Origin of the sequence: Porphyromonas endodontalis ATCC 35406, assembly GCF_000174815.1 — a bacterium.
In the GTDB taxonomy this organism is placed as follows: domain Bacteria; phylum Bacteroidota; class Bacteroidia; order Bacteroidales; family Porphyromonadaceae; genus Porphyromonas; species Porphyromonas endodontalis.
In genome coordinates, this window is the sequence record NZ_ACNN01000036.1 from 61180 (window position 1) to 82472 (window position 21293).

Annotated in this window: 19 protein-coding genes and 1 tRNA gene; 7 read left to right on the plus strand and 13 right to left on the minus strand. The window is 51.8% G+C overall.

The features are described 5' to 3' along the window. The first annotated feature begins 67 nt into the window (after positions 1-67). The 7 genes from POREN0001_RS08645 (at position 68) to POREN0001_RS08675 (ending at position 5826) form a co-directional block, all read left to right on the plus strand. Positions 68-1126 (plus strand): CdaR family protein, encoded by a 1059-nt coding sequence (locus POREN0001_RS08645; RefSeq protein ID WP_004335223.1) that lies wholly within the window; start codon positions 68-70, stop codon positions 1124-1126. Then, complete coding sequence (coaE, locus tag POREN0001_RS08650) at positions 1123-1716, plus strand: dephospho-CoA kinase (protein WP_004335210.1); 594 nt, start codon at positions 1123-1125, stop codon at positions 1714-1716. Before POREN0001_RS08645 ends, coaE begins: the two co-directional genes overlap by 4 nt. A gap of 106 nt (positions 1717-1822) precedes the next feature. Next, on the plus strand, positions 1823-2908 hold the full coding sequence (locus POREN0001_RS08655) for a hypothetical protein (protein WP_004335303.1): 1086 nt from the start codon (positions 1823-1825) through the stop codon (positions 2906-2908). Positions 2909-2922: 14 nt separating this feature from the next. Next, positions 2923-4464 (plus strand): YifB family Mg chelatase-like AAA ATPase, encoded by a 1542-nt coding sequence (locus tag POREN0001_RS08660; RefSeq protein WP_004335363.1) that lies wholly within the window; start codon positions 2923-2925, stop codon positions 4462-4464. A gap of 159 nt (positions 4465-4623) precedes the next feature. Continuing rightward, a tRNA-Asn gene (locus tag POREN0001_RS08665) sits at positions 4624-4697 on the plus strand. Between the two features lie 199 nt (positions 4698-4896). Next, a complete protein-coding gene (locus POREN0001_RS08670; RefSeq protein ID WP_004335297.1) occupies positions 4897-5241 on the plus strand; it encodes a TM2 domain-containing protein in 345 nt (114 codons plus the stop codon). Positions 5242-5472: 231 nt separating this feature from the next. Beyond that, positions 5473-5826, plus strand: a complete 354-nt coding sequence (locus POREN0001_RS08675) for a TM2 domain-containing protein (protein WP_004335214.1) — start codon at positions 5473-5475, stop codon at positions 5824-5826. Between the two features lie 202 nt (positions 5827-6028). On the opposite strand, the gene cbiB is transcribed toward POREN0001_RS08675, so the two are convergent. The 13 genes from cbiB to POREN0001_RS08740 all read right to left on the minus strand — a co-directional run bounded on the left by cbiB (position 6029) and on the right by POREN0001_RS08740 (position 21266). Continuing rightward, on the minus strand, positions 6029-6973 hold the full coding sequence (gene cbiB, locus POREN0001_RS08680) for an adenosylcobinamide-phosphate synthase CbiB (protein ID WP_004335263.1): 945 nt from the start codon (positions 6971-6973) through the stop codon (positions 6029-6031). Further along, positions 6970-8034 carry an aminotransferase class I/II-fold pyridoxal phosphate-dependent enzyme gene (locus tag POREN0001_RS08685; protein WP_004335312.1) on the minus strand — a complete coding sequence of 355 codons (1065 nt, stop codon included), beginning with the start codon at positions 8032-8034 and terminating at the stop codon, positions 6970-6972. Before POREN0001_RS08685 ends, cbiB begins: the two co-directional genes overlap by 4 nt. After that, positions 8027-9526, minus strand: coding sequence for a cobyric acid synthase (locus POREN0001_RS08690; RefSeq protein WP_004335209.1), 1500 nt, complete (start codon positions 9524-9526; stop codon positions 8027-8029). Before POREN0001_RS08690 ends, POREN0001_RS08685 begins: the two co-directional genes overlap by 8 nt. Next, positions 9523-10110: a cob(I)yrinic acid a,c-diamide adenosyltransferase gene (locus POREN0001_RS08695; RefSeq protein WP_004335309.1), complete on the minus strand. Its 588-nt coding sequence runs from the start codon at positions 10108-10110 to the stop codon at positions 9523-9525. Before POREN0001_RS08695 ends, POREN0001_RS08690 begins: the two co-directional genes overlap by 4 nt. Next, the gene (locus POREN0001_RS08700) at positions 10107-11411 is read right to left on the minus strand and encodes a cobyrinic acid a,c-diamide synthase CobB (protein WP_004335314.1); all 1305 of its coding nucleotides are present in this window, start codon (positions 11409-11411) and stop codon (positions 10107-10109) included. The genes POREN0001_RS08695 and POREN0001_RS08700 overlap by 4 nt, the downstream gene beginning before the upstream one ends. After that, positions 11408-12595 (minus strand): bifunctional cobalt-precorrin-7 (C(5))-methyltransferase/cobalt-precorrin-6B (C(15))-methyltransferase, encoded by a 1188-nt coding sequence (locus tag POREN0001_RS08705; RefSeq protein ID WP_004335341.1) that lies wholly within the window; start codon positions 12593-12595, stop codon positions 11408-11410. Before POREN0001_RS08705 ends, POREN0001_RS08700 begins: the two co-directional genes overlap by 4 nt. A gap of 12 nt (positions 12596-12607) precedes the next feature. Further along, the gene (gene cobJ / locus POREN0001_RS08710; RefSeq protein ID WP_004335316.1) at positions 12608-14014 is read right to left on the minus strand and encodes a precorrin-3B C(17)-methyltransferase; all 1407 of its coding nucleotides are present in this window, start codon (positions 14012-14014) and stop codon (positions 12608-12610) included. A 17-nt stretch (positions 14015-14031) separates the two neighbouring features. Beyond that, positions 14032-15258, minus strand: a complete 1227-nt coding sequence (locus POREN0001_RS08715) for an exo-beta-N-acetylmuramidase NamZ family protein (RefSeq protein ID WP_004335366.1) — start codon at positions 15256-15258, stop codon at positions 14032-14034. Further along, positions 15255-15920 (minus strand): fructose-6-phosphate aldolase, encoded by a 666-nt coding sequence (gene fsa / locus POREN0001_RS08720; protein WP_004335239.1) that lies wholly within the window; start codon positions 15918-15920, stop codon positions 15255-15257. Before fsa ends, POREN0001_RS08715 begins: the two co-directional genes overlap by 4 nt. Before the next feature lie 33 nt (positions 15921-15953). Beyond that, a complete protein-coding gene (locus POREN0001_RS08725) occupies positions 15954-16508 on the minus strand; it encodes a gamma carbonic anhydrase family protein (protein ID WP_004335350.1) in 555 nt (184 codons plus the stop codon). 6 nt (positions 16509-16514) lie between these two features. After that, positions 16515-18308, minus strand: a complete 1794-nt coding sequence (locus tag POREN0001_RS08730) for an aminopeptidase P family protein (RefSeq protein ID WP_004335208.1) — start codon at positions 18306-18308, stop codon at positions 16515-16517. Positions 18309-18338: 30 nt separating this feature from the next. After that, positions 18339-19907 carry a DUF4301 family protein gene (locus POREN0001_RS08735; RefSeq protein ID WP_004335250.1) on the minus strand — a complete coding sequence of 523 codons (1569 nt, stop codon included), beginning with the start codon at positions 19905-19907 and terminating at the stop codon, positions 18339-18341. Between the two features lie 537 nt (positions 19908-20444). Then, positions 20445-21266 carry a VanW family protein gene (locus tag POREN0001_RS08740; protein ID WP_004335216.1) on the minus strand — a complete coding sequence of 274 codons (822 nt, stop codon included), beginning with the start codon at positions 21264-21266 and terminating at the stop codon, positions 20445-20447. Between the last annotated feature and the right edge of the window lie 27 nt (positions 21267-21293).

Consider the following 21293-nt stretch of genomic DNA (forward strand, 5'->3'; position numbering starts at 1 on the left):
CAAGTGTTTCTCTCCACTAGAGAAGAAAAAGATATCCTCCCCTTTTCTCAAAGAAAAAGCTTGCTGCATGGATCTTCAGCTCTTTACTAAACGTATACTTTCGGTAGGAGAAAAAGTTCCTCGCTCTGCCCCTTTGAGTGCACAAACGCTACGGGGGCGTAAGTTTTTTTCTTTCCTTGTTTTCTTGCTCCTTTCTTTGGGGTGGTGGTTGATAACGAGTCTACAAGAGCGTTATCAAACCTCCATTGTTATACCCGTAGAGTATCCGGACTTGCTAGAGTTCGCTCCCGACGGAGAGTTGCCCAAAGAGTTAAAAGTAAAGATCGAGGATACCGGTTTTTCGCTTCTTTTCAATTATACCTTTCGCACCTACAGCCCAATAAGGTTGGACGTGGATATGGCTCGCGCTCGGAGTGATAGGCGGTTGCTGATCTCTTCCGCTTTGCTGAACCAAAGTGTGCAGGCTCGGTTGGAGTCGAGTTCTACGCGCATTGTATCAATTACTCCCGGGGAGATTGACTTCAAACTCTCTCGGTTGGAGTCGAAAGTGGTGCCGATAGAGAACTGTGTATCTGCAGAGCCCAATGACGGGCATCTCCTTAAGAATCTTACCATAGAGCCCGATCATATTACTATTTACGGCAGTAGGGATCAGTTACGTCAGATAAAGGCTATCTATACAGATAGCGTGCTTTTGCATCAGGAGGGCGAGTCTCTCGTGCAAACAAAGATGGTGCCGCTCCTGAAGCATGAAGGGGTGCGTCTGAGCATCCCCCAGGTACAGGTGCGTGCCGAGTTCGTTAAGTTTACCGAGAAAGTCTTGGAGATCCCTATTGAGGTGGAGCATAAGCCCGAGGGCGTCTCTCTTACGTTGCTTCCCTCTCGTGCGCAACTGAGGGTAGCTATCCCTATGTCGATGTACAATACCGTGCGGCCTGAAGATTTTACCCTTATGATTGATTATCGGGAAATCTTTGCTCCCAGTGGTGCCGATAGTACCTCTGTTTCGGGTGGCTCTCAGGGTCAGCTCTTTACGGTATATTTAGTAACTCCGCCGGAGTGGCTCATCAACTACAGCATTACCCCGGCTCGCATTCAATTCATCAGGGAGGGTGTCGCCGAGTGAGTTGCGCAGACATAAGGGTACTGGGAATTAGCGGAGGTATTGGGAGTGGCAAGAGTGTCGTTTCGCGCCTTTTGCGCCTTCTAGGGATACCCGTTTTCGATTGCGATAGGGAGGCAAAAGCCCTGTACGATAGTGATGCGCAACTCAAAAAACAGCTCATCGAGCACTTTGGCGAAGGGTTATATCCCGAAGGTCGATTTGCTTCTCATGCTTTAGCTCAGATTATTTTTGAGGATCCTCTAGCAAGGCGAGAGGTGGAGCAGATGGTACACCCTGCCGTATTAAGGCGTTTTGATCAGTGGAAACAGCAGCAGGGGTGTTCGCTAGTTGCTTTAGAGAGTGCCATCCTTTTCTCGAGCGGATTTAATAGGTTTTGTACCGACGTTCTATGGGTTGATGCTCCGGAAGACGAGCGTTTACAACGCATTGTACAACGTGACGGAGCAACCCGAGAGGAGGCAATGCGTCGTATCGAAGCTCAGCGTAACAACACCCCTCCTGAGGGAAGTCGTGTTTTTCGGATCGATAATAGTGCAGATCAGGCCCTCCTACCGGCTGTTCGCGCTCTGGTACAGGAGCTTCTTCCTTAGCTACTACCATTTTCTCCCTCTTTCCCCTTGGTGTTGCGGAGGAGGGGCGCGGAGACTCCTTTTTTATCGTTACTTTTGTGGGAGTCTTATCAAAGATTAGGAATATATGTTTAGGCGATATATCGCATTCTTAGGCCTTGTGCTTTTTGCATTGGGTACTGTGGCTTGTAGCAAGATCCCTGACGATCATTGCCGTATTGTGCTGCGTTGGGAGGGTGCCGCTACGGATTCCCTTTCTCCTCGTCTCTATTTAGTCCACAACGATACCCTAGGAGGGAGTGTGGTAGATACGGTAGAGATAACCGAGAGAAAGGGGAGGCAAGCGCTGGATATATACGTGGACACCACCTATTCTCACCTCACAATTCGTTCCGAAAATCCCTCTTGGGAGTTGGCTTTTGAGATGCCTAGGGCAACGAAAGTGACGGTGGACATAGATTGGGAGCACCCCCATCTTTTGAGAGTATCGGGCTACCCCGAAGCTGATGTTCGCAGCAAATTTATTCGTGGAGAACGCAAGTTGCTCCGTCGTTACGACGAGGCTTTGGCGCAAGCTAATATGACAGAGGCAGACAGCCTTTGGTCTCTTGTGCGTCATCGCCTTGCGGAGTATATTGTAGATAACAAAGAGAAGCCCAGAGCCGATCTCCTCATGATGGAGTTCCTCCCCGGGCGAGAGGGAATGCTCTTTTTTCAGGAGCAATACCCCACGGAGTCGCTGCCTGAGCAGTTCCGTTACTACCATAATGAAAGAGAGCGATGGTCTGCCATAGGAGAGAATGGAAGGTGGATTGATTGGTCTCTTTTGCCCATGCCGGACTCTCTACGGAGTCGAATCACCTCTCGTCCGGACTCTGCATTCCGCTATGCCGTTGTGGAGCTTTTGTCGAACACCGAGCCATCACCCTACGCAAAAGAGATCAGAGAGGTACAGAAGAAAAAGGCGAATCGATTTATTTTCCTGAGCTATAGCCTTGCCCCTAAGAAGCAGGGTACTTCCCTCTCCTCCGGGCAGGGGAATTTGCCTAATTACCACGCTATTAAATCCCCGGCAGGTAGTATTCTCTATTTTTCGGATCAAATGGGGATTACCGCCTTCCCCTACTATCTAGTGGTGGATGACCATAATATCGTCGTTGCTTGGGGAGAGGATTTTTCTGTTTTGCTGAAAACTCTGAGTTCTTTGCCTTGAGATAAGAGATTGCCATGCTTGTCAAAACCTATACCGCAGCCCTTATTAGTGTAGATGCCCACCTCGTAACGGTGGAGGTGAATGTAGAGCCGGGGGCAGCTGTTACCCTTGTAGGACTGCCCGATACCTCTGTAAAGGAGAGTTACCAGCGCATTGAGACGGCTGCCGAGTACTCGGGCTACCGTCTGCATGGCTTCCGAAGTGTAATTAATCTGAGCCCAGGCGATCTTAAGAAAGAGGGTACTGCCTATGACCTCCCCATTGCGATAGGATTGATAGGGGCATGCCAATACTTCAAGAGTACTTGCCTCGATCGCTACGTGATGGTGGGAGAATTGTCTCTCGATGGCACTATCCGTCCTGTAAAAGGGGCTCTACCCATTGCCATAAAAGCACGAGAACTGGGATACGAAGGTCTTATTGTCCCGCGGGAGAATGCACGCGAAGCAGCCGTGGAGAATAAACTGAAAGTCTTTGCCGCCGATACCCTTGTGGAGGTGGTACACTTCCTTGAGGGGACGGGTGAATTGGATCTCGTGCAGGTGGATACGAGGGCAGAGTTTGAGGCGCATCGAGAGTATTATGTACACGACTTTGCCGATGTAAAAGGGCAAGAGAACGTAAAACGAGCCATGGAGGTGGCGGCTGCCGGAGGGCATAACATCCTGATGGTGGGGGCGCCTGGCTCGGGGAAGTCCATGATTGCCAAGCGAGTTCCCGGCATTTTGCCTCCATTTACGTTGGGAGAGTCTCTCGAGACCACCAAGATTTATTCGGTGGCAGGCAAGTTGGCTCACAATACAACGCTTATGACGGCTCGTCCTTTCCGAGCTCCTCACCACAGTATTTCGATGCCTGCTCTTGTGGGAGGCGGCACTTCGCCTCGCCCCGGAGAGATTAGTTTGGCGCATAATGGTGTTTTATTTCTAGATGAGCTAGCCGAGTTTAATCGGAGTGTTTTAGAGCTCATGAGGCAGCCCATGGAGGAGCGAACTATCACGGTCTCCAGAGCTAAGGCCACGGTGGATTATCCCGCCTCTTTTATGCTGGTTGCAGCAATGAATCCCTGCCCTTGTGGCTATTATAATCATCCTACAAGAGAGTGTGTTTGTCCCCCAGGGTCGGTGCAAAAATACTTGTCGAAGGTATTGGGTCCCCTGATGGATCGTATTGATATTCAGATAGAAATTGCCCCCGTTCCTTTTGAAGAAATTTCCAAATCCACCCCGGCAGAGCCCTCTTCTCTTATCCGTTCGCGGGTAATAGCCGCTCGTGCGAGACAGACGGCTCGCTTTGCCGACTTCCCCCACGTGCACTGCAATGCTCAGATGACCGCCCCCTTGACGCAGCATTTTGCTCGCCCCGACGAGGAGGGAATGCAGCTCCTCAAAAAGGCAATGGAGCGTTTTGGTCTCTCGGCACGTGCCTATGATCGTATTCTTAAGGTGGCGCGTACGATTGCCGACTTGGCAGGAAGTGAAACCATTGCTGCGGAGCATATTCGAGAGGCAATCCTCTATCGTAATCTCGACCGTGCCTCGTGGGGAGCGGTGTGAAAAGCCTACTTCCCTTTTTCTCTTTAGCTTTGATTAAACTCTTCTTTCTCAGTTTAATAGCGAAAACCCGTTGAGCCCTTCGCGAGATGTGGGCAAATTATTTAGGGCAAAGTGTTGTTAGTTTGGGATTTTATACTACCTTTGCAGTCGGAAAAGAGAGCTTCCTTAGCTCAGTTGGTTAGAGCATCTGACTGTTAATCAGGGGGTCCTTGGTTCAAGCCCAAGAGGGAGCGCGTTTCTTAAAGATAGTCCTCGATACCTATTCGGTTCGGGGACTTTTTTTGTCCATTCACCCTAAATATTTTTGAATATAGAGTGTTGGAGAGTTGTTCTTTAGGGATATTTCTGTACATTTGCATCGCGAGAGGATGAGTTAAAAAGGTTATTGCTTCTCCTTTTGTTGGTTATAAATTCACTAAATAGAAATTGATCATGAACGAAAACACTATCAATTCTTTTTTGATGCAGAACGCAAAGTTCTTCGACCCTGCTAGCCAGGCTCAGATTAAGCAACTTCTTGAAAACGTAGACGAAAGCAAGCTCGCTACTATCCAAGCTATCTCTTTTAAGGATCCTATGACAATGATGATCCTTGCGATCGTTGCCGGCTCTCTCGGGATCGACCGCTTTATGCTTGGCCAAGTAGGTCTTGGGGTTGCAAAACTTCTTACCTGCGGTGGATGTGGTATTTGGACTATTGTCGATATCTTCTCTGTACAACAACGTACAAAAGATTTTAACCTCAATTTCCTTAAGCAAGCTCTCGGTCAAAACTAATTTTTGACATAGATAGGGGCTTTCCCCCCATATCGTAAGGATTTTCAAAACGGAGATTTGTCTTTCTTATCCCCCGATAATAACGGAAGAGGATGGGGAGGGCAGATCTCTTTTTATATCCGATTATTTTTGAAGAAGTAGTACATTTGTGCCAGGAAATGCCTGTCCTCTCCGTCGAGAAATAGAGAGGTCAAGAGGGTGTTTAAGGTTGGGTAAAAACAAATAAAAACTATGACAGAGCAAACTATTAACAACTTCCTCCTTATTAATTCGAAGTATTTTGATATGAGCATGATGCCCGAGGTCAAACTTCTCTTGCAGAATGCCGATGAGAGCATGGCTCAAAGTATTTTCGCTATCGAGTTCAAAGATCCTACGACCCTCCTGATTATCTCTATATTGTTGGGGACCTATGGGATTGACCGCTTTATGTTAGGTGATGTTGGTATGGGGCTACTCAAACTCTTTACAGGGGGAGTGTGTGGTATTCTTTGGATTATAGACGCTGTGAATATTCAGCAGAAAACGAAAGAATACAACTTCAATAAACTTCGTTCTGCACTTTCCGGCTATCCAATGTACTAAGAGTAACATTGCACGATAGTATTGCTATCCCTCCCATCATTGCTTCCCCTAGTGGCAGTAGTGATGGGAGGAGTCTTTTTTAGGGGGTGGCTCAGTCTCTATTCTCTTCTTGGCAGTGCCGTTTCCTTTTTTACCCAATATAGAGGCGATTTTTTGCCTGAGAAGTAAATCTTTTTAGGCTGATATTCCCAGAGAAATTAGCCTAAAGTAGGAGAGGTCTTAGGGCAAGAACCAGAAAAATAATAGCCAGCTCCACGGATTGATTGATGCGAATCCCCTTTTTGGTGTCTTGCAGTGTTAGTTCACGTGGGTAGTTACCAATGTAGGGTTTGTCAAATAGTTCGCCAAAGTAGTAGTGCGGCCCTCCAAATTGGCATTGCAGTATGCCGGCTAAGGCAGCTTCCGGATAACCGGAATTGGGGCTGGCGTGGTTTTTTCCCTCTCTCCAAACAAAGCCTAATAAGTCTAGCCTGCCGCTAACCAAGAGCATAAGTAGGGCTGTAAGGCGAGCCGGTATATAGTTGGCCACGTCGTCGATGCGTGCTGCCCAGCGTCCAAAGAGGATATAACGGGCAGAGTGGTACCCAATCATGGAGTCAAGGGTGTTAATCATCTTATAGGTTAGGATACCCGGCAAGCCAAAAAGCAGGTAGTAGAAGAGAGGGGCTATCACGCCGTCGCTGAGGTTTTCGGCTAGCGTCTCAAGAGCAGCGGTGCGAATTTCTTGAGCAGAGAGGGTCGATGTATCCCGACCTACGATGCGAGCTACCTGTTGTCTGCCCTCTTCTTCAGATCTCTCTACCGCATCAAATACCATTCGCACTTCACGGCAAAGCGTTGTACCGGCAAGCGAGTAGAATAGGAAAATAAGGTCTAGAGGGACAATCGCCCAAGGGGAAAAATGGGATAGCCCCCTCTCTATACTCCAGGTCGCGAGAGCGGTTGCACTGATGAGCCCGAGAGCTAGAAAAGCTCCTTTGGCAAGTCGGTGGTTGCCTCGATTGAGACGCTTCTCGCCCCAACTGATTGCTTTCCCAAAAAATACAATAGGGTGAGGGAGCTGTGGAGGATCGCCTAGTAGACGATCGAGCAGCCACGCAGGAATTAGACTCGAGGCAATGAGGAGTAGGGCGGAGAGGTAGGTCACTGGGGGGAGGATGAGGAGTGATAAGGCTGTTTAGAACTCTGCTGTTGATACCAATCTCTGAGTGCATCTACGAGGGCTTGATCGGCCTCTTCGCCTTGACTTGCTACCCTAATGCAGGCAGAGCCTAGGGTTCCCATGTTGGTGGCATCACGTACTAGGATGCCCCGCTCTCGGGCTAGCCACTCTTTGAGATCGGCACTGGTTATCCCCGATACCTCGAAATGAAAAATAAAGAAATGGGTATCTGTGGGTACGATGGATAACCACGGAAAGGCGGATAGTTTGGCTCTTAGCGTGCGGCTACTCTCGAGGAGTTGCGCCTCAATGCCCTCGTATAGGGCTTGGTTGCGGAGGAGCCATTTCCCCGCTTCTATGGCTAATGTATTTACAGACCACGGATGGCTGAGCGCACGGATCCCCTCGAGTGTTGTAGCATTTGAGACAAGGTACCCCAGCCGCAGCCCCGGTATGGCAAAACTTTTGGTGAGAGACTGTACGAGTATTACGTTGCCCAAACTAATCGCTTCGCGTGCGCTTAGCACCTCTTGGGGGGAGAATGAAGCGTAGGATTGATCAAAGACAAATACCTGCTCGGGGTGTTTTTGGATGTACTCTACCAGTTCCTTTTTGGGGATTACTTGTCCTGTGGGGTTATTGGGATTCCCACACCAGATCGCTTGGGCGCCTTGAGGAGCTTCCGGCCATTGGCTAAAGGAGGATAGTGTGTGGCGGTAGAGCCGTGCGGCATCTGCGTATTCGCTAAAAGAGGGCGAGAAGATGGCAGAATGCTTTCCCTCTAAGCTATGGGCTACAAGGTAGATCGCCTCCGTAGCTCCATTGGTTACCATCACCTCCTCCGCTGTTATGCCGAGTTGCTCTGCAAGGCTAATCTCTAGGCTGCGAGGGGAGGGCTCGGGGTAGGAGGTGATGAGGGGCAACTGCTCCGAGAGGTACCGATACAATGCCGTGTGGTCAATGATAGTGGGTACATTGCTGCTGAAGTTGTAGCGGATGGGTACCCCGTGGTAGTGATGCAGATCGTCTCCGTGCCCTTCAATCATAGTCTTGCATGATTTGGTAGATGCGCTCTACATCAACGTATTGCCGTACATGATCGGCAAGTTTGTCGTACTGCTCTTCTTTGTAGCTAGCGTAGTCCAGTGCTTTCTCTTGCGTTAGTTTGTGGCTGAATGGGGCGAGTAACCGATCCACTACTGCCGGATTATCAAGGATGCCATGGATGTAAGTGCCCCAGCATCGCTCGGAGAGTCGGGTACCCTCTGGGGTGCCGTCTGAGAACTGATTGGTAGGCGAGCAACTGGCCCCCTCAAGTAACGTTGTTTGCCCCATGTGTATTTCGTACCCTCGGCAGAGAGTGGGATCGCCAAGGTGTGTGAACTCAACTTGACGGGTGACTTTCTCTTGAGTTATGGTGGTTTCTGTGGGGAGCAATCCAAGTCCCGGTAGGTGTTGATAGCCGCTTCCCTCTAGGTTGTCGGGGTCGTGCAGCACTTGCCCCATCATTTGATACCCTCCGCATATGCCCACAAGGGTCGTGCCTTTGCGATGAGCTCGTACCAAACACTGCGCCACGCCGTTGTTTCTTAGTTCGGCCAGGTCGCCAAGGGTGTTTTTACTCCCGGGCAGAATGATAATGTCGGCCTTCTCTAGTTCTTTTAGATTATTGGTGTAGTAGAGATGGATTCGAGGGTCCTGCTCAAGTGTGGAAAAGTCTGTGAAGTTGGAGATATGCCCCGTCCGTACAACGGCTATATTGACCTTCCCTACTTGCGATGTTCGGTTCTTATTGGTCAGAGCTACCGAGTCTTCTTCTTCTATTGTGATGTCTTGGAAGTAGGGGACGACACCCAAAACGGGTACGCCTGTTAGCTCTTCGAGCAGTTTACGCCCTTCGGTGAAGAGGGCCAGATCTCCACGAAATTTATTGATGATAACGCCCTTAATGAGCCGTCTATCTTCGGGCGATTGTAGCATGATGGAGCCGTACACGCTGGCGAACACGCCGCCACGATCGATATCCGCCACGAGCAATACGGCAGCGTGGGCGTGGCGAGCCATGGGCATATTCACAAGGTCGCTATCCTTTAGGTTCAACTCCGATATGCTCCCGGCACCCTCCATTACGATGGGATTGAATCGGCTGCTAAGTCGGTCGAAAGCTCCGTGTACCTCGGCTCGTAGCTCTTCGCGCCCCTCACGCCGGAAGTAGTCGTAAGCATGGGTATTGCCAATCGGTTTGCCGTGGAGTACAACTTGGGATGTTTGGTCGCTACTCGGCTTTAGGAGCAGCGGATTCATATCGGTGTGGCAGGGGATGCCGGCTGCTTCGGCTTGTACGGCTTGTGCTCGGCCTATCTCAAACCCTTCTGGGGTAGCGTAGGAGTTGAGTGCCATGTTCTGAGCTTTGAAAGGGGCCGGGTGGTAGCCGTCTTGCTTAAAAATGCGGCAGAGTGCTGTTGCCAAAATACTTTTCCCTACGTCACTACCCGTACCGGCTAGCATAATAGGGCGGAGAGGCTGAGGGTGTTTCATTCTTCTTTCCCTTTCAGTTTTCGTTTGTAGGCAAAGGCTCGCCAGCGATCTTCTTGGAGCTGTTTTTGCCAAACTTCGTAGCGTGCCATGACAAAAAGGAGGTCGGAGAGCCTGTTGATCAAGACGAGGATTTGTGCGGGCACGGGGTCTATATGGTGTAGGGTGACAAGCCTTCTCTCAGCTCGGCGAGCTACCACTCTTGCTTGGTGTAGGTGGGCAGCAAGGGGAGTCCCCCCGGGGAGGATAAAGTAGCCCTCTCGCTCATTGATTTCGGCATTCATGCGATCCATACACTCCTCTAGGTGCCCAACGAGAGAGGGAGAGAGACTATTGGGGTTACGATCTCTAAGGGTAGAGGGAGTGGCAACGAGGCTCATGGCAGCCATCAGCTCAAGTTGTATCTCTCGGAGATCCTCTTGCCAAGGATGATCGGGTTCGAGGAGAGAGCGTACAAGACCAAGGGCGCAGTTTAGTTCGTCTAGGGTGCCGTTGGCTTCGATGCGTGGGTCGTCTTTATCCACTCGTGCGCCCCCGTGTATGGCAGTTGTGCCTAGGTCTCCGGTCCGTGTGTATACTTTATTCATGCATTCCAGAGGTCAAGGATATTTCGTTCACCCCAGTAGAGGTGCGTGTATCCGGCGATACAGTTTTTTATTCGGTAGAGAGGAGTCTCTACGTCGTTGCCCCGAGCGTCTTTTACGCTGGAGGCATAGTTGAAAATCGGTTCGTGGGGCGTGACAACGCTGCTGTAGTGAAATTCGTGCCCCTGCCACGGCTCCTGCCCTTGGATTGAGAGGGTTCGGTAGCCTAGGTGTAGGCGCATGTTTTGCATTGTTGCCTCTTGGGGCAAAACACCTACCATGGGGAAGCTTTCGCCTTTTTCGTCCGTAATAGAGCGACAGAGATACATCATTCCGCCACACTCGGCAAGTAGCTTCCCTCCTTGGGCTACGTAGTCTCGGATCTCCTCTTGGAGCTGTCTGTTTTGCGCCAATTGAGGCAAAAAGAACTCAGGGTAGCCCCCGGGGATATAGACGAGGTCGCTAGGGGGGAGGGTGCTATCGGTGAGAGGACTAAAGTAGGAGACGCTGCCGAGCCGTTGCAGTTGGTCTAAATTGGCTTGATAGGTGAAGTTGAAAGCTCCGTCCTTAGCTACGCTGATGCGGAGTGTCCCCTTAGGTGTGTCGGCGGTGAGTGTAGGGGCAGGGGCTTGGGTGGCACACAGCTCTAGCAGGCGATCTACCTCTACATATTTTTCGAGCGTCTCGGCAATGCGATCGGCATACGCATTGAAGTCGAGTTGGGCATCTAGGGTAAGCCCTAGGTGACGAGAGGGTACCGATAGTTCCTCCATACGAGGGATATAGCCGAGGCAGGGGACCTGGGCAGCCGAGGCGGCTTCTTGCAAAAAAGCGTAGTGTCGGGGGCTGGCTACCTTATTGAAAACAACGCCAAGGAGGCGGATCTTGGGGTAAAATCGAGAGAAGCCATACAGCGTGGCAGCCACCGAGAAGGCGGTACTTTGTGCATTGACTACCAAGAGGATGGGGAGGTTTAATAGTTCGGCAATCCGAGCACTGCTCCCCTCCATGCCCTTATATCCATCGAACAATCCCATTACTCCTTCGGTCACGGAGATGTCGGCTTCTTGCGAGTGGCGTGCGTAGAGATTATGCAGATGCTCTCCGCTTGCGAGCCAATTATCCAGATTGATAGAGACCCGCCCCGAAGCCATTTTGTGGTATTGGGGGTCGATATAGTCGGGGCCGCATTTGAAGGGTTGTACCCTATGACCCCTATTGCGAAGAAGGCGCAAAAGCCCTGTGGTGAGGGTGGTTTTCCCTCCTCCCGAAGAGGTGCCTCCGATTAGAAATTGGGCTATCATGGCTTTACAGCTTTTAGAATGCTAATGGGGTTGTGCTCGTCTAGTGTGATGCGTTGCGAGGAGACAATGTGCCACTTGCAGCTCTCGGCGCTTTCGTAGAACGCCTCTCGGCTCTCGGGGCTTACGCTGTTGAAGACAACAACGCCTCCCTCAGTGAGATAGCTATCTATACGTTGAATCATGGAGACGAGCTGCCCGCCATGCCCCCCGATAAAAACGGCATCGGGGCGAGGATATCCTGTTAAATCCATCTCCATAAAATCACCAATGACGGCGGTGATGCCGGGGGTGCCAAAGCGCCGAGTGTTGGTCTCCATGAGGGCGCGTCCTGCCTCTCGTTGCTCAAAAGAGACAATCTCTAGATGGGGAAATTGCAGCTTGGCTTCGATGGAGACGGAGCCCGTGCAGAAGCCAACATCCCAAAGCGTTTGATGCGAACGCAGGTCTAGAGCGGCAAGGGAGAGTAGCCGAATGGGCATTTTGGTAATCATCTTGGCTCTACCGTCGAGGAGGGCAAAGTCGCTCTCGGGGATACCTAGGGGTCGGTGTCGGGGGTGCGTCTGTTTGAGTATAAGACAGTTGGGCATAGAGAACGAGCGTTGGGCTACCTCCTCTATGGAATACTCAGCTACTCTCTCCCCGGCATTCCCTAGGTTCTCTCCCACAATCATACGATAGTTGTTGTAGCCATAGTCCAGCATTCGTTGGGCAATGGTATTGGGGGTTTTATTCCTATCGGTCAGCACACCGAGGAGGGGTTCCCCTTCTATTAGGGCTTGTTCGAAGCGTTTCCAAGGTCGCCCCGTGAGGGAGAGTGTCCGCATCCCTTCGTAGGGGAGTAGGCTACGATGGGCAAGTAGTTGTAGCGAATTAAAGGTGGGAAACACCTCAATAACCGCCTCCGGGTCGCGCCTTTGTACCGTGCCGGCAAACCCAAAAAATAGGGGGTCGCCCGAGGCAAAAACAATGATCTCTTTATGCTCTTTGTAGGCATCGAAGACGCCATCCAAAGGTACCGTTATATCAATCCAAGTAGCCCCTAGGGGAAGGAACTTTTCCACCAATTGGTGATGACGAAGTCCTCCGGAGAACACCTTGTTCTCGGCTATTATTTTGAGGACTGCCGAGGAGAGTTCTAATTCGGCGTCGTCGGTAATACCAATGATGTAATACTTGCGTGCCATGCTAGATAGGGGCTATACGTCTCGCCCGGGATAGAGGGCTGCGGCATCGTCGTAGCAGAGAATGGCATTGATAAGGGTGGCGGCTAGGTTGCTGCCTCCTCGTCTGCCTTCTACGATGATCTTAGGGATATGGGGGAAGGTATGCACTCTATGCTTCGACTCGCAGACGTGTACAAAGCCTACGGGAGCGGCTATGATGCCGGAGGGAGTGGCTTTACCCAGCCGTATTTGTCGGCATAGCTCGATAAGAGCCGTAGGAGCATTACCAAAGGCAAATAGAGCGTTGGGGTCTTCTTCTACGGCTAGGCGAATAGCTTCTTCCGCCCTTGTAGTGCCTCGCGTCTTGGAGAGTTCCACCACACGAGGATCGGTGATATAGCATTTGACCGAGAGCCCAAGTCGCTCCACAGCTCCCTTGCGGATGCCTGCTGCCACCATAGATACATCGGTTACAATTGTCTTGATTTCACCCTTCTTGATGGCTTCGTGCATGCGTGCCACAGCGTTGGGATCTGTGTAGAGAATATCCTCCATGGAGAAGTCTGCCGTGGTGTGGATGGCATGGAAGAGAGCCCATCGCCTATCGATAGGCACCTCGGGGTGGCGCATTTCACGCTCTATCGTGCGGAACGATTCCATCATAATTTGCTGCCCCTTGCCCTCAGCTCCTTCGATGCGCTCTCGGTAGTAGCCTCGAGGCGTGATGATGGCATCTTGAGTTTGGTAAGACTGAGAGTTGCCGATAAGTACCACGGTAAACATATCAATCTCTTCGGGGTCGAATTGTGCCAACGTGGTGCGTACAACGCGTTCCCCCGGGCGACCGGCTTCTCGCACATACCCTACAGGTGTGGTAGAAGCGCGCCGCTCCAAAAATAGCGCTTTGAGCCGATGGAGCTGCCAATACCGCCCTTCGCTTTTGGGGTTGTAGACTGCGGTTACGAAGTCCGCCTCGGCAGCTGCTATGATGCGTTTCTCTATCTTCTCCCATGGGGTCATGAGGTCGGAGAGGGAGATAATGCAGAGGTCATGCCCAATGGGAGCACCCAAGAGCGAAGCCGCTTTTTGGAAGGCACTGATGCCGGGGAGTACTCGGATCTCTATGGCGCTATCCCGATCTTTTTTCATCTCATAGATGAGGGGAGCCATTCCGTAGATGCCGGCATCGCCCGAACTGATCACCGTAACGCGCTGCCCTTTCTCCGCTTCTTCGAAGGCAATACCGGCACGCTCTCGCTCTTTTTTCATCCCGGTGTCGATACAACGAGCCGTGGAGGAGAGCCAGGGTTCAATGAATTGGAAATAGTATTTATAGCCTATTACTACGTCGCTTTGGGCAATGGCTTCGCACACCGCCGGGGTGATGTCTTGAGGGCTGCCGGGGCCTATGCCTGCGACTATGATACTGCCTTTGTTCATAAAATTAAGGGGAGAGGTTAGGGTTTTGTCTCGAGTCTATTGTCTTTGTATATGAGGTATTGCTGGCGCAACGCTCGGTATTTTCGGAGGTCATCTTGCCAGCTTTTGCGTATTGCCTCCTCGCTCCATCCCTCTCGGAGTTGCTTGCGGAGTGAGGGAGAGCCTGCGAGGAGGTCGAAAGTGCGCTCGCGGTCAATGAGTCGCTTACCCACCTTTTGGGTGCGCTTCTGCCAGTCAATGAGAGGGGCAATACTTAGTCCTCCTTGGAGGAGAGAATCCGTGTAATTCGTTCCATAGCAGCGTTGCCCCTTGTACTTTGCGTCGGTGGCTCCCTGCATAGATTTTGGGGTGAAGAGATATTCTCCCAACCCTTTATTAGGATACCCCAATGCCGTAAAAGGATTGGGGGTGCCCCTGCCTACACTTAGGATGGTGGCTTCGAAAAAGCACAAAGAGGGGTAAAGGCGAATGGCTTCGGGCGTCTTGAGATTGGGGCTTGGGGCTACGGGGAGCGTGTAACTATCGCCATGTTGCCAACCCTTGATGGGTATCACACGGAGATCGCATTGTATGCCTCCCGCCAGCCAACGCTCGCCGTTGATCATGAGAGCTAGCTCTCCTACGGTAAGTCCGTGCAGTACGGGGATGGGGTGCATCCCGATAAAAGATTGGCACGAGGGCGTGAGGAGGGGGCCGTCTATGTAGTCGTTGGGGTTGGGGCGGTCGAGTATAACTACTGTGATATGGGCTTCGGCAGCGGCTTCCATTACATAGTGCATGGTGCTGATGTAGGTGTAGAAGCGGGTGCCAACGTCTTGTAGGTCGAAGAGAATAAGGTCTAAATCGGCAATTTGGTTGCGCTTGGGCTTTTTGTTATTGCCGTAGAGAGAAATAATGGGTAAGCCGGTGAGGGCATCTTTCCCGCTTGCCACGGAGGCGCCTGCATTGGCAGTCCCTCGGAATCCGTGCTCGGGAGAGAAAAGACGACAGACCTCTATATTGAGGGCAAGAAGGCTATCGACAAGGGGGCGTTGGTCCGATCCGATAACGCCTGTATGGTTACTCACAAGCCCTACTCGCTTGCCACGGAGTAGGGGGAGTAGTTGATCCATCCGTTCCGCTCCCACTTGTATAGAGGAGGGGGGGAGCGTAGGGGCAGCAAAGAGCTTAGGAGCCCCCACAAAGAGGACTCCTAAGACAAAGGTTATAACCCTGAGTAAAAACTTATGGGCGAGGTTGCTCATTTTTTTGCATCGGCTACACGCTTCTGGTCGGCAATGAAGGCGGCCAAACCATTGTCCGTAAGGGGGTGCTTAAGCAATCCCTTGATGGCACCCAAGGGGCAAGTAGCCACATCTGCTCCCACTTCTAGGCATTCGATAACGTGGCGTGTGTGGCGGATACTTGCTGCCAAGACCTCCGTTTCAAAGCCATAGTAGCGGAAAACCTCCACGATCTGACGGATAAGCCCTACGCCATCGCCCGAAATATCGTCAATACGTCCCACAAAAGGCGATACATAGGTAGCCCCGGCTTTGGCAGCGAGGAGTGCTTGACCGAGATTGAAGATGAGCGTACAGTTGGTACGAATCCCTTCACGAGAGAACTGGCGAACCGCCTTGATACCCTCTTCGGTAGCAGGTACCTTTACCACGATGTTGGGGTGGAGAGCTGCTAGCTCGCGCCCTTCGCGGAGCATCCCCTCGAGGTCGGTGCTCATCACTTCGGCACTTACATCGCCATCTACTATTTCGCAGATTTTGAGGTAGTGCGCCTTGCAGTCTGCTTCGCCGCTGATACCCTCTTTGGCCATCAAGGAGGGGTTGGTTGTAACGCCATCTAGTACGCCTAAGTCGTTTGCTTCTCGGATGCTTGCCAGATTGGCTGTGTCGATAAAAAATTTCATTGTTACTTCCTCACTGTTTATTTGGGTGGTAGATTATTTTTCTTCTTTGTTGGGAGAATCTTCTTGCTCGGGGTACATAAACCACGATGCATACATAGAATAGTTGTGGGCGATGCGTTGGTTCATCTCGGCACTTTGGGTCGGATCCACTTCTTTGATGAAGCGAGCCGGACAACCGCCCCAGAGGGTGTGAGGCTCAATCTTGGTGCCCTTGAGCACGACCGAACCTGCGGCTACGATGGCTCCCTCGCCCACTTCCACGTGGTCGAGCAGTACCGAACCCATGCCGATGAGGGCATAGTTGTGTATCGTAGCTCCGTGAATGGTCACGTTGTGCCCGATGGAAACGTAGTCGCCCATCTCTATGGTGGAGAGTCCGTACAGGGTATGCAGTACCGATCCGTCTTGGATATTGACATGGTTGCCAATGCGGATACTATTCACGTCGCCACGCAGTACCGCATTGAACCACACGCTGCAATGGTGCCCCATTACCACGTCGCCAATGATGCAGGCCCCCTCGGCAAGGAAACACTCCTCGCCAATTTGGGGGGTAATCCCACGTACAGGGATGATATGCGCTGCCATCGTGGGTTAGAGCTTTTGGGTCTTCTCGCGAAGCCAAGCCGCCTCTTCCGGGGTAAGTAGAGGGCTAATCTCTTGGTATACCTTCTCTTGATAGGCGTTGTACCAAGCGATCTCTTCTGCGGTGAGTAGGCTCTTCTCTACAAGACGATTGTCGAGATAGCAGAGGGTAACAGTCTCAAAACCGAGGAATGTCCCAAACTCGCTGCGGCAATTCTCCTTGGTGACGATTAGGTTCTCAATACGGATGCCCCATTTGCCAGCGCGGTAAAGCCCCGGCTCGTTGCTTGTAAACGTGCCCACGGCCATGGGGGTGGGGTTGTTGTCTGTGCGGATATTCTGAGGCCCTTCGTGTACGTTGAGGGCGATCCCTACGCCGTGGCCTGTGCCGTGCCCGTAAGAGAGCGCTCTATCCCAAAGGGCTTTGCGTGCCAAAATATCAAGCTGATTGCCACGAGTCCCCTCAGGGAATTGTGCCGTAGCAATGGCGATATGACCTTTGAGTACAAGCGTGTAGTCTACTTTGAGATCGGCCTGAGGTTCTGCCTCGCCAAGGGCAATGGTACGGGTAATGTCGGTCGTACCATCTTTGTATTGAGCCCCACTATCGAGGAGCAATACGCCTTCGTTGCGGAGGGTGTAGGCACTCTCGGGAGTAGCTCGGTAATGTACAATGGCACCGTGATCTTGGTACCCACAGATGGTGTCGAAGCTATCCCCGATGTACATATCGCTTTGGGCGCGATGCTCGGCAAGGATGCGATCGATCTCCACTTCTGTAGGGGTTTCTCCTCGCTTGAGGGCAGCCTCTAGCCACATAAAGAAGCGTGTGAGGGCTACTCCGTCGCGGTGCATGGAGCGATGTACGCCTGCCAGCTCAGCCTCATTCTTATAGGATTTGAGCATGGTTACCACCGACACTCCCTCTATTTGTCGGCAGTGGGGAGCGAGAGCGTTGTAGACGGCGCTTGAGATACGGCTTTTGTCCACATACACCGTAACGCTTGCGGGGAGGGCGGATAGGTAGCCAAAAATCTCTTGATAGCCCATGACGCGCACTCCTTGAGCTTGTAGTTCGCTTTGGAGGGCGGCATTTACTTTTTCTGCAAAGGTGAAGAGTACCGATTCTTTCTCCCCGATAAAGCCGAAGCCTACGCCTACGGGGTTGCACTCTACGTCGCAGTTGCGGATGTTGAATGCCCAGGCAAGTTCGTCTAGGGTAGTCAAGACAGTTGCATTTGCGCCTTTCTTCTTGAGGTGCTCTAGGATGCGTTGTGTGCGTGCCTTGGTCTCTTCGCCCGAGTACTCTACGGGCTGAGGGCGGAATTCGTTCTTGGGGATGGCGGGGCGGTCAGCCCAAATGCCGTCGATAAGGTCGTAGTCGCTGTTGATCGTGAGGCCAAAAGCGGATAGCGCGCGCTCCATTCTCTCTACTTCGGCTTGGCTTACGCAGGTGCCGTCACACCCTACTACTGCACCCTCGGGTAGCTCCGAAGTTAGGAATTCTTCGATGGTAGGTACACCGGATACGCCCTCTTTGTATAGCTCAATGGTACTGCCCTCTAGCTGATCACCAGCCTGAAGGAAGTAGCGCGAGTCCGTCCATAAGCCGGCTTTGTCGAGCGTTACTACTACGCTTCCTGCCGAGCCATTAAAGCCCGAGATCCAGGCGCGGCTTTTCCAGTGCTGAGGGGTATATTCGCCAAGATGCCCGTCGTTGCTAACAACAAGGTAGGCTTGGATATTCTTTGCACGCATGGCACTCCGGAGTGCTTCGAGGCGTGAGGGAATGTTACTGCTCATAGCGTTTATCGTGTTTAAAGAGTTTGAGATTCAATCTAAGTCGTCTACCCCTCTGTGCTCTTGGCGCAGGAGGTCGGTTACCGTCTTGACGGGGGTAAAGGTGTCGCTGGGTACCTCCACAAAAATGGTATTCCAGTGGTGCATGGCGCCGTTCCACAGCCCCGGTCGCTCTAGAGCCTGTAGTTGCTTGCCGTTTTGGCTCTTTGTAGCAACAAAGGCTGTGCGTTTATTCACATAGTCTTGTAGGTGGAAGTGTTGCCCCTTGAAGTCGTAGGGCGAGCATACAATATCCACAGGATTGAAGTAGCTGCTTGAGGCAAGGATAGAGGCGTCTCGCTCACTGCTTTTGTCGATTTGGGATGCCTCTACAATTTGTAGAGAGGTACTACCATCCGCCTCGCGCACTATATAAGGGCCTCCCCCCGGCTCTCCATCGTTGCGTACCATGCCGCACACACGTATCGGTCGGTTGAGCTTTTGTTGGATGCGTTCTGCCAATTCTTTGTCGCCTAAGAGGTCTATTTGTGGGAGCTGGATGCAGAGTACCTTGTGCAAGAAGTCTACCATCTCCTCGAGTTGGGAGTGGCTACACTTGCCCTTATCAAGCTGGCGAAGATACCCGAAGATGCGCTCTTGCACGGCCAAAAGAACCCCTCCTAAGAGCTTTTTGTAGAGTATCGTATTACTCTTGAGATGCTCCATGGTGACGTTGTCTATGTTCTTAATAAAGATGACATCGCTCTCCAAGGCTGCCAAATTGTCGATGAGGGCTCCGTGCCCTCCGGGGCGGAATAGTAAATCGCCCTCCTCTGTGCGGAAGGGCATGCCCTCCTCATCTAGGGCAAGTGTGTCGCTACTGCTGTTTTGGGTGCTGAACGAACTCTCAATGATGACGCCGTAGTCACCCTCAATACGCGAACTAGCGCGCTCAATGTGTTGGCGGAAGAAGTCGATATGCTCGGGCGATACCGTGTAATGTATGCGCACTACGCCATTGCTGTTTTTGGTGTAGAGAGCTCCCTCTGCGAGGTGCTCGGTAGCGGCGGTGCGAATGTATTTCCCGGGGTATTTGTGGAAGGGAACAAGTCCTTTGGGTAGGTGTCCGTAATTCAATCCTCGCTCTGTGAGGAGCGACTTTGCCACGAGGTCGTAACGCCCTCCCTCCAGTAGCTTTGCCACGGTGCTCCACTCGTTGCGTAGACAGCTCTCGCTAAGCTCACCAAAGAAAGCGAACTCTTCGATGTGCTCGAAGAAGTAACGTTGCTCTTCGCTTAGCTCTTCTTTGCTCTTCGTCCCTGCGTCGAGCAACTCGTAGAGGTGCTGAAACATGCGCGTAGCGGCACCCGAAGCCGGTACGAATTTGGTGATTCGGTGTTGGGGATCATAGCGATAGCGATCCCAGAGATCGAGGTAGTAGGGCATCTCGTCTTGCTTGATACGCATGATGCCATACTCTATGCTGCCGCTGCCCTCTAGCTGAAGGTAGCTCCTGCCGTCTCGCAAATAAGCAATTTGGGAGGAGGCTTCCTCTTGGGAGATTCCGTGCTCGGCGAGCTGCTCTAGGTCTTTTGCCGTGAAGATTGATCCCGTTTCGTCCATTTTATTTTGTTTCTTTTTGCGCCAAAGCTAGGGGAAGACCCCTATACCTGCCCAAAGTTACGGATTCTTTGTGGCTTACTCGTCCCCTCCCTCTGCAATGATGGCGCAATGATGGTGTAGGATAAGCAACCCTTTGGATTTTACCTGATTCTTTTCCACAAAGATAGGGGATCTGTCACTATCGGAGGGGGCCATCAAGGGGTGATTATTGGGGATGGACGTCTCAAGAGGGGAGGGGAAGGCGGGGAGCTCTTGCCGAGCTGCCTTTCCCGGCTCGCTCTAGGTGAATTTACTCCTTGAGGGGAAGGATTGGAGAGTACAGGGTGAAATGTTTTTTGTTCCTGCCCAAAATGTTCTCCCATTTTTGGGTGGAAAATAAAAGAGTTTTGGGCAGAAAGTGGTCAAGGTTTTGCCTAGAAAAAGTAAGATTCTAGGCAGGGTTTTGTCGTATCTCCGCTTGTCCGAAAATGTAGGTGCCTCTTAATGGATGGTGCGTCGGGGCAATGGCGAAAGGGGAAGAGGGGCAAAAGGGGTGTTTTATTTCCCTTGTTCGAGATAGGGATTGTACATCATGATGGCGTGGTTCTCGGCAATAAGTTCGGTTGTTTCTTCTTTGGTCGCTTTGTGCCGTACCTTACGCCAAATCTTATTGTGGCGTGTATAGCCTCCCCACCACTGCTGGCGTATGCTGGGGTCTGTTTCAAAAACCTCGTACTCCCAAGGGATCGGGGCATCACACGAGAGGGTGCCATGCAGGAATTCCTCGTCGAGCCAAAGGTGCAGGGAGAAGGTGTGCTCCGTATTGTTGCGTATGACGAGGTCTATATAATTATAGGAGAGGGTTGCCCCACAGGCAAAGGGGATGGTGCGTTGCACGTCGGGGAAGACGTCGAAGCTATGCCGCCAGCGTTCTTGTACGGTCAGGGGGCTGTGGAGCGTTATCCAATAGAGAAGATTGCCCAGCTGACATAGCCCTCCGCCTACCCCTCGTTGTACTTTGCCATTGTGTAGTACCATGCCTTCTAGGTACCCTTTGCGAGCCGATGGGCGACCCACCAAGCGCCAAATGGAAAAGGTCTCTCCGGGGCGGATTACCACTCCGTCTAGCTTGGCAACGGCAAGGCGTAGGTTAGTTATTTTGTTGTATTGTAGCTCCATATCTACATCTTTGAGCCTACGGAGCAGGGTAGACTGATGCTCAAAGAGGAGGTGCGAAGTCTCTACCCCGTGGCGGACGCGTGCGTAATGCTCGGAGCCGAAGAGCCAGCGAAGTTTTCTTTTGAGGATATAAAATTCTCGGCCTAGGTAGTGCCGCAACTTCCCTCGCTTGATGGGGCTTTCGACTTCTTGGGGTATCATGGGGATTGGTACTAAAAAAAGGGGGGG

What these genes read in the sequence shown, in the direction of transcription:
- POREN0001_RS08645 (WP_004335223.1), top strand. Translation starts at nt 68, where the DNA reads ATGGATCTTCAGCTCTTTACTAAACGTATACTTTCGGTAGGAGAAAAA.
- POREN0001_RS08655 (WP_004335303.1), top strand. Translation starts at nt 1,823, where the DNA reads ATGTTTAGGCGATATATCGCATTCTTAGGCCTTGTGCTTTTTGCATTG.
- POREN0001_RS08660 (WP_004335363.1), top strand. Translation starts at nt 2,923, where the DNA reads ATGCTTGTCAAAACCTATACCGCAGCCCTTATTAGTGTAGATGCCCAC.
- POREN0001_RS08670 (WP_004335297.1), top strand. Translation starts at nt 4,897, where the DNA reads ATGAACGAAAACACTATCAATTCTTTTTTGATGCAGAACGCAAAGTTC.
- POREN0001_RS08675 (WP_004335214.1), top strand. Translation starts at nt 5,473, where the DNA reads ATGACAGAGCAAACTATTAACAACTTCCTCCTTATTAATTCGAAGTAT.
- POREN0001_RS08685 (WP_004335312.1), bottom strand. Translation starts at nt 8,034, where the DNA reads ATGATTGAAGGGCACGGAGACGATCTGCATCACTACCACGGGGTACCC.
- POREN0001_RS08690 (WP_004335209.1), bottom strand. Translation starts at nt 9,526, where the DNA reads ATGAAACACCCTCAGCCTCTCCGCCCTATTATGCTAGCCGGTACGGGT.
- POREN0001_RS08695 (WP_004335309.1), bottom strand. Translation starts at nt 10,110, where the DNA reads ATGAATAAAGTATACACACGGACCGGAGACCTAGGCACAACTGCCATA.
- POREN0001_RS08700 (WP_004335314.1), bottom strand. Translation starts at nt 11,411, where the DNA reads ATGATAGCCCAATTTCTAATCGGAGGCACCTCTTCGGGAGGAGGGAAA.
- POREN0001_RS08705 (WP_004335341.1), bottom strand. Translation starts at nt 12,595, where the DNA reads ATGGCACGCAAGTATTACATCATTGGTATTACCGACGACGCCGAATTA.
- cobJ (WP_004335316.1), bottom strand. Translation starts at nt 14,014, where the DNA reads ATGAACAAAGGCAGTATCATAGTCGCAGGCATAGGCCCCGGCAGCCCT.
- POREN0001_RS08715 (WP_004335366.1), bottom strand. Translation starts at nt 15,258, where the DNA reads ATGAGCAACCTCGCCCATAAGTTTTTACTCAGGGTTATAACCTTTGTC.
- fsa (WP_004335239.1), bottom strand. Translation starts at nt 15,920, where the DNA reads ATGAAATTTTTTATCGACACAGCCAATCTGGCAAGCATCCGAGAAGCA.
- POREN0001_RS08725 (WP_004335350.1), bottom strand. Translation starts at nt 16,508, where the DNA reads ATGGCAGCGCATATCATCCCTGTACGTGGGATTACCCCCCAAATTGGC.
- POREN0001_RS08730 (WP_004335208.1), bottom strand. Translation starts at nt 18,308, where the DNA reads ATGAGCAGTAACATTCCCTCACGCCTCGAAGCACTCCGGAGTGCCATG.
- POREN0001_RS08735 (WP_004335250.1), bottom strand. Translation starts at nt 19,907, where the DNA reads ATGGACGAAACGGGATCAATCTTCACGGCAAAAGACCTAGAGCAGCTC.
- POREN0001_RS08740 (WP_004335216.1), bottom strand. Translation starts at nt 21,266, where the DNA reads ATGATACCCCAAGAAGTCGAAAGCCCCATCAAGCGAGGGAAGTTGCGG.